General features: G+C 37.2%; 11 protein-coding genes. 4 read left to right on the forward strand and 7 right to left on the reverse strand.

Translation table 11 applies throughout. From position 1 onward, the window contains the following. Nucleotides 1-46: 46 nt before the first annotated feature. The 4 genes from dnaJ to LK994_RS07915 all read right to left on the reverse strand — a co-directional run bounded on the left by dnaJ (nucleotide 47) and on the right by LK994_RS07915 (nucleotide 3,032). Complete coding sequence (gene dnaJ / locus LK994_RS07900) at nucleotides 47-1,222, reverse strand: molecular chaperone DnaJ (RefSeq protein ID WP_229759530.1); 1,176 nt, start codon at nucleotides 1,220-1,222, stop codon at nucleotides 47-49. Between the two features lie 118 nt (nucleotides 1,223-1,340). After that, a complete protein-coding gene (locus LK994_RS07905; RefSeq protein ID WP_229759531.1) occupies nucleotides 1,341-1,892 on the reverse strand; it encodes a nucleotide exchange factor GrpE in 552 nt (183 codons plus the stop codon). Between the two features lie 212 nt (nucleotides 1,893-2,104). Then, nucleotides 2,105-2,449: a T9SS type A sorting domain-containing protein gene (locus tag LK994_RS07910; protein ID WP_229759532.1), complete on the reverse strand. Its 345-nt coding sequence runs from the start codon at nucleotides 2,447-2,449 to the stop codon at nucleotides 2,105-2,107. A gap of 115 nt (nucleotides 2,450-2,564) precedes the next feature. Then, entirely contained in the window at nucleotides 2,565-3,032 is a 468-nt protein-coding gene (locus LK994_RS07915; RefSeq protein WP_229759533.1) for a redoxin domain-containing protein, read from the reverse strand. Nucleotides 3,033-3,171: 139 nt separating this feature from the next. Here LK994_RS07915 and LK994_RS07920 point away from each other — a divergent pair, with 139 nt between their 5' ends. Then, nucleotides 3,172-3,885, forward strand: a complete 714-nt coding sequence (locus LK994_RS07920) for a toxin-antitoxin system YwqK family antitoxin (RefSeq protein ID WP_229759534.1) — start codon at nucleotides 3,172-3,174, stop codon at nucleotides 3,883-3,885. Between the two features lie 51 nt (nucleotides 3,886-3,936). On the opposite strand, the gene LK994_RS07925 is transcribed toward LK994_RS07920, so the two are convergent. Together LK994_RS07925 and rpsA are read right to left on the reverse strand one after the other, a co-directional pair. Further along, the gene (locus tag LK994_RS07925) at nucleotides 3,937-6,039 is read right to left on the reverse strand and encodes a glycoside hydrolase family 97 protein (RefSeq protein WP_229759535.1); all 2,103 of its coding nucleotides are present in this window, start codon (nucleotides 6,037-6,039) and stop codon (nucleotides 3,937-3,939) included. A gap of 120 nt (nucleotides 6,040-6,159) precedes the next feature. Next, a complete protein-coding gene (gene rpsA, locus LK994_RS07930; protein ID WP_229759536.1) occupies nucleotides 6,160-8,082 on the reverse strand; it encodes a 30S ribosomal protein S1 in 1,923 nt (640 codons plus the stop codon). 528 nt (nucleotides 8,083-8,610) lie between these two features. On the opposite strand from rpsA, the gene LK994_RS07935 reads away from it, so the two are divergent. Continuing rightward, nucleotides 8,611-9,357, forward strand: coding sequence for a T9SS type A sorting domain-containing protein (locus tag LK994_RS07935; RefSeq protein WP_229759537.1), 747 nt, complete (start codon nucleotides 8,611-8,613; stop codon nucleotides 9,355-9,357). A gap of 40 nt (nucleotides 9,358-9,397) precedes the next feature. After that, a complete protein-coding gene (locus tag LK994_RS07940) occupies nucleotides 9,398-10,504 on the forward strand; it encodes a hypothetical protein (RefSeq protein ID WP_229759538.1) in 1,107 nt (368 codons plus the stop codon). 4 nt (nucleotides 10,505-10,508) lie between these two features. On the opposite strand, the gene hxpB is transcribed toward LK994_RS07940, so the two are convergent. Next, nucleotides 10,509-11,165, reverse strand: a complete 657-nt coding sequence (gene hxpB, locus LK994_RS07945; protein ID WP_229759539.1) for a hexitol phosphatase HxpB — start codon at nucleotides 11,163-11,165, stop codon at nucleotides 10,509-10,511. 146 nt (nucleotides 11,166-11,311) lie between these two features. Between hxpB and LK994_RS07950 the strand changes: the two genes are divergently transcribed. After that, complete coding sequence (locus tag LK994_RS07950; protein WP_229759540.1) at nucleotides 11,312-12,073, forward strand: lysophospholipid acyltransferase family protein; 762 nt, start codon at nucleotides 11,312-11,314, stop codon at nucleotides 12,071-12,073. Nucleotides 12,074-12,086 lie beyond the last annotated feature (13 nt).

A 12,086-nucleotide genomic window follows, 5' to 3' on the forward strand; every position in this document is an offset into this window, starting at 1 on the left:
TAAAAGAGGCTCTTTTTTCGAGCCTCTTTTAATTTATATAAAACATTTAGCTAAACATCTCCCTCACTTTATCGAAGAAAGATTTATCTCCCTTTTCAGGTTTAGGTGTAAAGTTTTGGCTACGCTGCATTTTTTCCAACATTTCTTTTTCCTCGCTGCTGATATGCTGAGGTGTCCACACATTTACATGTATCAACTGGTCTCCTTTTTCATAACTGTTTACAGATGGGAAACCTTTTCCTTTCAATCGGAATATCTTTCCGCTTTGGGTACCGGCAGGTATTTTAATTTTGGCTTTACCATCAATAGTAGGTACTTCTACCTGCGTACCAAACACAGCTTCAGGAAAAGATAGATGTAAATCGTAAGCAACGTTTAATCCATCCCTGTGTAATTCTGCATGAGCTTCTTCTTCTATCAAAACGATCAGATCGCCGTTTGCACCGCCTCGTTCACCGGCGTTACCCTTGCCATTCATACTCAATTGCATTCCTTCCTGTACACCTGCAGGTATTTCTATTGTAACGGTTTCTTCGCCATATACTCTGCCATCGCCTTTACAAGCAGTACATTTATTGGTGATCGTACTTCCTTCTCCGTTACAGGTAGGACAGGTGGTAACAGTCTGCATTTGGCCTAAAAAAGTATTCTGCACACGTTTTACCTGGCCGCTGCCTCCGCAGGTACCACAGGTTTGTGTGCTGTTTTTGTCTTTAGCGCCACTGCCGCTACAGGTAGTACATAATACATATTTTTTAACCTTAACAGTTTTAGTAGCGCCTTTGGCCATCTCTTCATAATTCAATTTTATTTTGATACGAAGATTTGTGCCTCTTACACCACGGCTACGGCCACCCGAAGATCTTCTTCCGCCACCACCGCCGCCAAAGAAACTTCCAAAAGGACTGTCATCGCCAAACACATCACCAAACTGACTGAAGATATCATCCATATTCATACCGCCACTAAATCCACCGCCACCGCCATTGCCTCTTCCCGAGCCAAAAGCCTGATGGCCAAAACGGTCATACTGGGCTCTTTTATCCGCATCACTTAAAATTTCATAAGCCTCTGCTGCTTCTTTAAATTTTTCTTCAGAAGCTTTATCTCCCGGGTTACGATCAGGGTGAAATTGCATCGCTACCTTACGGTACGCTTTTTTTATTTCATCCTGTGTAGCAGATTTAGATACACCTAATATTTCGTAAAAATCTTTTTTCATACCCCTTAATCCCCTAAAGGGGAAATTTTTGAACTCTAAAAATGTAGAGTTTTTTTATTTTAAAAAATGCTTTAATGATGCCAACTCCAATTCCCCCTTTAGGGGGTGAAGGGGGGTGCTATTTCCCTACCACTACTTTTGCAAAACGTATTAATTTATCATTCAGATAATACCCCTTCACTACTTCATCCACCACTTTATCTTTAAGGTCTTCTGTAGGAGCAGGTATCTCAGTAATAGCTTCATGTTTTTCAACATCAAACTCTGTATGGATACTTTCCATCGCTTTAAGGCCTTTGCTCTGCAAAGTATTTCTTAGTTTTCCAAACACTAATTGAATGCCTTCTTTTATTTGAGCAATATCCTCGGTGGTTTGCAATTGTTTTTCGGCCCTGTCGCAATCATCCAGCACATCCAATAAAGAACTGATCACTTCTTTGCCAGCTGTTTGAAAAAGTTCACTACGTTCTTTAGCACTACGGCGTTTGTAATTATCGAATTCAGCAAAAAGACGGATGTATTTATCTTTTTGTTCATCCAGCTCCTTTTGAATTTTTTCAACTGCATTTTCAGTGTCTTCGGGGTTGCTTAAATGTGTATTACCCGGGATGTCTGAATCTGCATTGATATTCATTTCTCCGTTTTCAACAATTGTTTCTTTTTCTTCCATAATTTAAAAATTGTGTGCAAAGGTACGATAGTCAAACATTTTGCCAATGCTTGCTTTGCGGTCAAATTGACAATTTTTTGGACTTTAGGCTGACTAAGTGTGATTGGACACTCTTTCTACTGACTTATTGAGCGATTATCCAATAAATAAACAGTTAAGAGATGAATAGATGTATAGTTGCAATAAAATAAAAGAGGAAAATCAGGTAAAACTTATTTCACTACCTGAAATTTACCAGATTGAAGGATCTTGCCGTTTTTATCACGTAGTTGGTAAACATAGATACCACGATAAAAATCTAATAAAGGAAGATTAAAATGCTGCGTATTTGTCTTAACCTCATATACTTTTTTACCCATAAAATTGTATACCTGTAAAGCAAATGATTTATCAAAACCACGCTGAAAATCGAAATTGACAGCTGTACTGGCAGGAGTAGGATATACTTTGATCAATTTTGCAGGGCCATCACCAAGTATGGCTGTTTTATTTTGTGCAAAAGAAGTAAAAGTCAATCCAAATAATAGAATCAATATGGTCAATAGTCGTGTCAACACAGTAAAAGTAATAATTTCTTTTCAAATATTAATGAATATTCTTGTAGAAAAAAAGCGATTAAATCATCTATAATTCAGCCCGGCAGGTTTCTAGAATCCTATCCGGGCTGAATCCCTACAAAGAGTTCAGGATATCGGTAATTGCTGTAAAATTTGGCAGATCTCCTGCACTTTCCAGTACTTCTGCATATTGTATAACTCCCTCTTTATCAATAATAAAAGCAGCTCTTTTACTAACTCCTTTCATATCCAGTATCCAATCTGTATAAATAGCCCCATAGGCGGTTGAAACATTCTTATTAAAATCGCTTAACAGCGTGAAATTGAAGTTTTGCTCTTCTTTAAATTTCGCAAGCGTAAAAACCGAATCGACCGAAATTCCCAAAACCTGGGCATTGGCATTGTTATAAACAGCCATATTATCGCGGATGCTGCACAGTTCTTTGGTGCATACTCCCGTAAATGCTTGGGGGAAGAAAAGGAGTAGAACATTTTTTCCTCTAAGGTCGCTAAGCGCTACTTTGCTTTTATCACTGGCGTGTAAAATAAACTCTGGGGCTTGTTGTCCGATTTCTGGTATCATAATTGTTTATTACTTGATGATATAATTATTTTGTAAAGGGTAACATTTTTTGTCGTCTTTTGTTCTATCATCAGCGATAAATTTACCAAGGTCCGGTAAGGGTGTTGTGAATATTTTAAGAAAAGAAAAACTACATTTGATGACTAATCAATTTAAAATTGCAATGAAGCATTTACTTTTTAGAAGTTTGATAGGATTGATGTTTTTGGTATTCGCAAATACTTGTGATGCGCAATACAAGGATTTCAGTTTATCTCCCGAAGGAGATACATTGAATGCTACTGATAAAAAGGGATTAAAACAAGGCAAGTGGGTGATAACCGTACCCGAAATAAGAGGTGAACCAGGATATGATGAAGAGGGAGTGTATAAAGATGATAAAAAAGAAGGAGTGTGGCGGAGGTATAGCACAGAGGGTGATCTGCTGGCAATAGAAAATTATAAATATGGAGGAAAGGATGGGATACAACAATATTATTCTTACCTGGGTTCTTTGATCAAAGAGGAAGAGTGGCATGCGTATAATCCGGATGCGCCTTATGATACCATTCCTATTTACGGAACCGGTAGCAATGAGATCGTTGAATATAAAATCGTAAAGGCTACGCAATATAGTGTGCCACATGGTGAGTGGAAATATTTTGCTACAGATGGAAGACTAACGAAAGCAGAAAAGTATGACAGAGGCAGATTACTGGCTGATGATGAAAACAAAAAGCCTGATGTAGTTACATCTGATGTAAAAGAAAAGCCTAAGGAAAAAGCGAAGCCTCAGGAAGTGCTTGATTACGAAAAGAAATACAGTAAAAAGAAAAGAGAACATATGGAACGGGATGGTAAAACCGGCTTATAAAAAAATGTATCGGCTTTAACCGATACATTTTTTTTATAAGGATATATTGCTTTATTCAATGGGGAATAAGCTAATAGCACAGCCTCCTCCCGGGGCTAATTGTAATTTTAATTGTGATTTACTTGTTACCACTTGTGTGGTTATCTCGTAAGGCTGAGGATTATCTTTCCAATGAGCATCTTTTGCATCTGCATAAATGGTAGCCAGGTATTTTTTATTAGCATCCAAAAAATCTAATTTTATTGTAGTGCTGCGTTTGTTCTCATCTGTTATGGCGCCAATGAACCATTTGTTTGTTCCTTTTGCTTTTCTGGCAACGGTAATATAATCTCCCGGTTCGGCCTCCAGGTATTTGCTGTCATCCCAGTCTACTGCCACATCTCTGATAAATTGAAAAGCATCTAATCTTGATTCATAACTTTCAGGCAGATCTGCCGCCATTTGCATCGGGCTGCAGATAGTAACGTATAAGGCTAACTGTTTAGCTAATGTGGTATGAACAAAATTATTTGCTTTCGTACTATCCCAATGCACCATTTTTAATTCAAATATTCCCGGAGTATAATCCATAGGTCCTCCCATGAATCTAGTAAATGGGAAGATCGTTTCATGATCAGGATTATTACCTGTACTCCAGGCATTGAACTCCATTCCTCTTGCAGCTTCACAAGCCATCCAATTAGGATAGGTGCGGCTTAATCCTGTAGGACGGACCGCTTCATGAGCATCCAGCATGATCTTATAATCAGCTGTTTTTTTTGCTACTCTTACATAATGATTTACCATCCATTGACCATCATGATATTCTCCACGAGGAATGATCTTACCTACATAACCTGTTTTAACAGCATCATACCCGTTCTCTTTCATGAATCTGTAAGCGGTATCCATCTGTCTTTCGTAATTAGTAACGGAGCTGGATGTTTCATGGTGCATGATCATCTTAACACCTTTTTCTGCGGCATAGCGGTGTAATTCTTTTACATCAAAATCAGGGTAAGGAGTAACAAAATCAAAAACATTTTCTTTCCATTGACCAAACCAATCTTCCCAGCCTACATTCCAACCCTCTACCAATACTCCGCTAAAACCATACTTTGCAGCAAAATCAATATACTTTTTTACATTAGCCGTATTAGCTGCATGTTTTCCACTGGCTCTATCCCAACTAGATTTTCCTACATGCATTTCCCACCAAACACCAATAAATTTCTGCGGTTTAATCCAACTGGGATCTTTGATCACAGAGGGCTCATTTAAATTTAAAATAAGCTTGGAGGCGATAATATCTGTGGCTTTATCCGATACAATAATTGTGCGCCAGGGAGTTTTAGCAGGTGCTTGCAAATAAGCTTTATTACCAATTGCATCCGGCACCAATCTTGACGATAATGTGTAACTGGTTTTGTCAAGATGCAAGTTCATTGCCGGGTAGTTAACTAATGCAGCTTCATGAATATTAATATACAAGCCATCGCTGCTCTTCAGCATTAACGGTGTTTGTACCGCATTGCTATCAAAAAAGGCCCTGGCATTGATTTGATTATAGGCCAAAGATTTGCTGGCATCAACTTCACTTAAATTAGTCGTTTCAGGATTAAATTCATTGCTGTCATAATCTCCTGGTATCCAAAATGCTTTATGATTACCAGTTAAATGAAATTCTGTGTATTCATCTGCAATGGTAAAATGATTAAGATTTTTTTGTTGAGGGAATTCATATCTAAAGCCGACACCATCATTAAAAACTTTGAATACAATGTCCATTAGAACCGGTGTGCTGTTTGTCTGGGTAAGATGAACAGTCAGCTGGTTGTAATTATCTCTTATTTCTTTTACCTCACCCCATACCGGTTGCCATTTTTCATCAACAGATTGTTGTTCTGTTTTTATAACGGCCAAATTGAATCTTAACGATGGTAAGAATGTTTTGGAGAAATTTTCTTTGATGGTAAAGCCCATTCCCGACGGTAAAATGACATCTTTTGTTTTGTACGTGCAGGCATACATCGGTGTACCTGCTTCATTGATCCAGAAGGATAGTATTATATTTTTATCCGGCGAATTGACCGTTGTTTTTTTTGCCTGGGCATTGATAACATTTATAGAGGTAATAAATGTCACTAATAATATCAGTAATCGTTGTGTAAGCATATGGCTCCATTTAGAGGCTCAATTTACAATTTATTGTGTAAAAAATACATGTTTATATTGAGCCAAAAAAAATCCCATCCGCTATTAACGGATGGGATCTATTATTAAAAGAGATAAAAATTATCCTTCTTTTTCAGCATCAGCAGCAGCGTTGCCATCTAATTTAGCTTTCAGATCAGCTAATGCGCTGATATCACCTAATGTAGATTTTTCAACTTTGCTTTGAAGATTTTTAACTGCTTTCTTAGTTACTTCAGCATCAGCTTTTTTCTCTTTGATCACAGCTTGTTTTTCTTCTTCTTGTACTTGTTCCCAAAGACGAGTATGGCTTAACACGATACGTTTGTCATTACGGTCAAATTCAATTACTTGAAATTGTGCAACTTCATCTGCATTTACTGTTTTACCATCTTCTTTTGCAAGATGACGAGCAGGAGCAAATCCTTCCAAACCATAAGGTAAAGAAACGATAGCGCCTTTATCATCTTTTTTAGTAACTGTTCCTTCATGAACTGTTCCTACTGCAAAAGTATCTTCTAAAGAATTCCAAGGATCTTCTTCAATTTGTTTGTGTCCTAACTGAAGTTTACGTCCTTCTTTGTCGATGTTCATAATGATCACATCGATAGTAGCACCAACTTTAGTGTATTCGTTAGGGTTATTGAAACGTTTCAACCAGCTAAGGTCACTTACGTGAATCATACCACCGATACCGCTTGCTAATTCAACAAATACGCCGTAAGGAGTAATGTTTTTAACAGTGCCACTGTGTTTGCTTCCTTCAGGGAATTTAGTGTCAATTTCGCTCCAAGGATCATTAGCCATTTGTTTGATAGACAAACTCATCTTACGAGTGTCTTTGTCTAACGTAACAATTTTAGCTTCATGTTCGTCACCTAATTTAAAGAATTCTTTAGCGTTGATCGGCGTATTAGCCCAAGTGATTTCACTCACGTGTACTAAACCTTCAACACCTGGCATGATTTCAAGGAAAGCACCGTAGTCTTCGATGTTCACTACTTTACCTTTAATGATTTCACCTTCTTTAATTGATTCGCTCAATGTATCCCAAGGATGAGGAGTTAATTGTTTTAAACCTAAGCTGATACGTTTTTTGTCATCATCAAAATCTAAAACAACAACGTTAATTTTCTGATCCATCTTCAATACTTCAGAAGGATGGTTGATACGACCCCATGAAATATCAGTGATGTATAGTAAACCATCTAAGCCACCCAAATCAAGGAATGCTCCGAAATCAGTGATGTTTTTGATAGTTCCTTCAAGTACTTGACCTTTTTCTAATTTACCGATAATTTCAGCACGTTGTGCTTCGATATCGCTTTCAATAAGTGCTTTGTGAGATACAACAGCATTCTTAATTGTTTCGTTGATCTTAACAACTTTGAATTCCATTGTTTTACCAACAAACTGATCGTAATCAGTAACCGGTTTAACATCAATTTGAGATCCAGGTAAGAAAGTTTCCATACCGAATACATCAACAATAAGACCACCTTTAGTTTTGCTTGTAACCAAACCTGTAACGATTTCGCCAGTTTTGTGCAATTCCATAATGCGTTCCCAAGCACGACTGGTACGAGCTTGTTTACGACTAAGGTGTAAGTTGCCGTTCTTATCTTCTTTGTCAACTACCATTACTTCAATGATGTCGCCAACTTTGATACCGCCAACTACATCTCTGAATTCATTCAAAGAAATTAAACCATCACTTTTAAAACCGATGTTTACAACAGCATCTGTTTTAGTGATCGCTTCAATAGTCGCCTGGATCATTTCGCCATCGTTGATTTGTTTGAATGTGTTATCATACACATCATCATACTTGGCTTTTTCTTCTTTTGTGTAACTAGAAACGTTACGTTTGTCAACGCTCCAATCGAAGTCGTCGTGAGCTGTTGCTACTGTTTCAGCAACAGGCGCAACCACAGGCACATTTGTTACCGCAGCAGTTTCAACTTCTGGAGAAGCTGATCCTTCCTGTGCATCTGCGTTTAGTTGTTTGTTAATAATAAATGACATAATATAAATCCCGGTTTTTTAACGGGAGGGCAAAGGTACATTAAAATATACGATTTACGGTGTTTGATTGATGATTTTTTTCAGTGCAGGTGAAGGTTTTAGGCTGTTTGGGGGTTGATCTTTTTTGGGACCGGCATTGGGGCTTTGGGCATCATCGTTGTGTCACTCACTTGTACGGCATACCATTGCGAAACTTTGTATACGGTTTATAAGTATAACTTTTTGGTTATCAGTGTATTTTTTATAAGATATTGATCTTTGCCCGTTTGTATGCCAGGAACTTCGGTTAGAAACGGCTTACAAATAAATTTGATCGAGATAAATGGGTAATAAAACCCTTAAAAACCTTTACCAGTCTATAATACATCTCATATTAAAAAATGATGAATATCATTTTCTGTTGAGCAGATCAGGTCTACATTTGGCAGTTAAAGATTTTTGTTTCAATAAGTGTTAAATCGCTTGCAAAGCCGGCAAAAATTGGCGAATGAACAAAGATCATCCTATCACTTTTTTTAAGCCATCAATATGAAAAATAAAATTTTGATACTGGTTTGCAGTTGTCTTTTTGTTACAAATGCAGATCTCAGGGCACAAATAGACATAACCGGGCAAGCCAAAAGCACAGACAATACAAATCCTATTCCTGCTGACCAAGGTTATTTTGTACCAACCATTAATAGTGGTAGCATTGTAATTGAGAGGTTGCCAAAATCCGGTGCGCCAGATAGTATAGAACCCGTTTCTTTACTGTCATTAGTAGCAGTAGTAACAGGGTCGCAAAAAGTAGATATATACTGGTCTTCTTCTTCTGAAACCAATATAGCTTACTACATAATAGAACGTTCAAAGGATGATGTCGAATACAAACAATTGATCAAATCCCCCGCAGTAGGGAATAGCCGTACCACAAAAAATTATTATGCCTTTGATGCATCACCTTCTCCCAATTATACCTTCTATCGATTGAAGCAAATTGATTTGAACGGGCAGATCAAAGATGGCCCTATCGTTCGCATCAAGATAAATACAAAAATGAAACCGAGTGTTTATCCAAATCCTTTTTCAGAATTCATAATGATGGATATCCATGAGATATCTCTGGCAGGATTACACTATACCTTATCAGACATGAATGGCAGAAAGCATCAGCAAGACCAGGTAAGGGATAAGGTTAGTTATATACAGGTAAGAGAACTTCCACAGGGAGCATATGTATTGAGTTTATGTAGAAACGATATCGAAATACAATCATTTACCGTGATCAAAAAATAGCATAATGGTGATGCCTATTGTTGATTAATTATCTTTGCGTATGGAGTTTGAAGATATTATTAATGCGAAACTGTCAAAAGAGGTTGACAGGCCGATGATGAAGAAGGATTCTTTTCCGGTAAGTGAGATGTTTGATACTTACCTGCGTAAGTACGACAGGGATGTAAAGTTGCCGATCGTTTATAAAGACCTGCTTAATTACAGATACGCCAATTCTTTAAGAGATAAACACGGTAAGATCACTCATTGGGAAAATGCAGTATATGATCTGAAAGAAATGGAATATTTGAATGAGGCATTGGTGAATACTTACGCACTTTTAAAAACCGAAGGCGATCTCAGCTTTGCAAAACATCTGGCTGTAGAACGCATTGATTTTTGTGAATTTGGTAACAGTGTGCCTTTTAGAATAAGGATCATTAATAGGATAAACGATAACTACGATCACTTTTATGTAAAGTCTGCAGATGCATCACGTATTTATGGGCTTGAGTTGGAAGACATGTTATCACCCAACAAAATAGTTTTCCTCTATCATAAAAACACATTGGTTGAAGAACATATTCCCGGTATACCCGGTGATGTCTTCATCGAGCATTACCTGAATCTTCCTGAAACAAATAAAGTACGTATTGCGAAGGAATTTGTGAAATTCAATGAACGTTGTTTTGCCAGATTGTTGGGTGATATGCGTAGCTATAATTTTGTAATAGATATTACACCAGATATTGAAGACTACCAATATCGCATACGTGCTATTGATTTTGATCAGCAGAGTTACGAGGGGAAAAAGAATATGTACTTACCTCAATTCTATAAAGAAAACTTTGAGTATGTGCAGTTGGTGTTGCAGAATTTAAGCCCGGATGTGATTTCGCAATACCGTACGGAAGAGCGCACAACCATGGCATTACGTGTTATAGGATCACGTAAACGTTTGATGGAGTTGTTGAATATAATCAGTAAGGATGAGATATCAGAAAATTACAAAGTGAAAATTTTACGTGATGAGTTGAATGAACATTTCGAGAACAACTATTTCTCTAAATGTAAAACCATGGGAGAGTTGGTTAAGCGTCAATTGAAACAAATGTTGCAGAAGCATTTAAATCAATCACAGAAAAGACAATCTGGGGCCACCAGATAGCCATTTACAAACTCTGCATCAACAACTCATTAAAATTTTGCAGGGAAGAAATTTTTAGATCTGCTGCATTGAATTTTACATGCTGACTTTCATGTGGTGCAGGTATTACAACACATTTCATTTTTGCGGCTTTGGCTGCAATTAGTCCGTTAAAAGAATCTTCAAAACAAATACAGTTTGAAGGGTTGGTGTTTAATTTTTCTGCACAGTTTAAATATACCTGAGGATGTGGCTTGCCATATTCTAACTGGTCTGCAGAGGAAATAGCCTGTAAATAATTTCTGATACCTAATTTATCTACTACTGTATCTATAACAGCAAATCCGGAAGATGTAGCTAATCCGATCTTGAATTTTCTGTCAATAAAAAAATTGAAAATGTGGGAGAGACCCGGCATTGCTTTTCCTTTCTGATTTATTTTGCTCACTACAGTTTCTACAATGTCTCTTTCAGCCTGTAATGCTTTTTCCTGTGGAATTTTATAAACAGTGAACCACCAGTTTACAAACTCCTTTGTTCTCAGCCCGGTTGTAGTGCTATACTGCTCCTGGGAAATTTGTATGCCATAGTTTTTAAACACTTCGTCGGTAGCTTCACTCCATAAAGGTTCGCTATCAATCAGCACGCCATCCATATCAAAAATTACTGTATTCAATTGCATGGATGCAAATATATTTTAAATATGTGAACACTCATTGGTTGATCAGAGATTACATTCTTCGGTCCGTTAATAATCTTTCAAACCGCAGTTATCTGTGTTCGGCTCAATTATGTATATTGCGTTTAATATTTTTAAAATAATATTGGATGCCTGCCTGGTTTGAAAAATTTAAAGAGACTAAACTGATAAAAGGGACGGTGTATGTTATTGTAGGATTAATTACATACCCTGGCCTGAATATTATTAATAGGTTGCAGGTTAATGGAATGGAAAATCTGCGAAAGCTTCCTAAGCAGAATGTTTTATTTGTAAGCAATCATCAAACCTATTTTGCAGACGTTATTACATTTCTACATATTTTTTGTGCAGTAAGGTGGCGAAAGAAAAATGGCTTGGGAATCCCTTATTATTTATTGTGGCCTTTTACCAATGTGAAATATGTAGCAGCAGAAGAGACCATGAAAAAGAATTGGATCAGCAGGTTGTTTATGCTAGCAGGAGCTCTTACCGTAAGACGTACATGGAATGATGGAAGTAAAGAGGTCAGACGCACCCTTGATCCAAGTGATACCAGAAAAATAGAAAAGGCATTACAAAAAAATTGGGTGATCACTTTTCCGCAAGGAACCACCAAGCCCTTTGCTCCGGGGAGGAAAGGAACGGCTTTTATTATAAAACAACATCGACCAATAGTAATACCGGTTGTAATAAATGGTTATTGGCGTGCTTTTAACAAAAAAGGATTGAAATTCAAAAAGACAGGGATCAAATTGTCTGTTACATTTAAAGAGCCGCTAAAAATTGATTACGAGGATACTACCGAAAATATTCTGGCACAAATAATGGATGCCATCGAACAGAGTAAGGAGTTTATGTTTAAAGGCAGACATCACTTAGTTCATAGTTGATGGGACTGTTCTG

The organism is Ferruginibacter lapsinanis (assembly GCF_020783315.1).
Classification (GTDB): Bacteria; Bacteroidota; Bacteroidia; order Chitinophagales; family Chitinophagaceae; genus Ferruginibacter; species Ferruginibacter lapsinanis.

What these genes read in the sequence shown, in the direction of transcription:
- LK994_RS07935 (WP_229759537.1), top strand. Translation starts at nt 8,611, where the DNA reads ATGAAAAATAAAATTTTGATACTGGTTTGCAGTTGTCTTTTTGTTACA.
- LK994_RS07950 (WP_229759540.1), top strand. Translation starts at nt 11,312, where the DNA reads ATGCCTGCCTGGTTTGAAAAATTTAAAGAGACTAAACTGATAAAAGGG.
- LK994_RS07915 (WP_229759533.1), bottom strand. Translation starts at nt 3,032, where the DNA reads ATGATACCAGAAATCGGACAACAAGCCCCAGAGTTTATTTTACACGCC.
- rpsA (WP_229759536.1), bottom strand. Translation starts at nt 8,082, where the DNA reads ATGTCATTTATTATTAACAAACAACTAAACGCAGATGCACAGGAAGGA.
- dnaJ (WP_229759530.1), bottom strand. Translation starts at nt 1,222, where the DNA reads ATGAAAAAAGATTTTTACGAAATATTAGGTGTATCTAAATCTGCTACA.
- LK994_RS07940 (WP_229759538.1), top strand. Translation starts at nt 9,398, where the DNA reads ATGGAGTTTGAAGATATTATTAATGCGAAACTGTCAAAAGAGGTTGAC.
- hxpB (WP_229759539.1), bottom strand. Translation starts at nt 11,165, where the DNA reads ATGCAATTGAATACAGTAATTTTTGATATGGATGGCGTGCTGATTGAT.
- LK994_RS07920 (WP_229759534.1), top strand. Translation starts at nt 3,172, where the DNA reads ATGACTAATCAATTTAAAATTGCAATGAAGCATTTACTTTTTAGAAGT.
- LK994_RS07905 (WP_229759531.1), bottom strand. Translation starts at nt 1,892, where the DNA reads ATGGAAGAAAAAGAAACAATTGTTGAAAACGGAGAAATGAATATCAAT.
- LK994_RS07925 (WP_229759535.1), bottom strand. Translation starts at nt 6,039, where the DNA reads ATGCTTACACAACGATTACTGATATTATTAGTGACATTTATTACCTCT.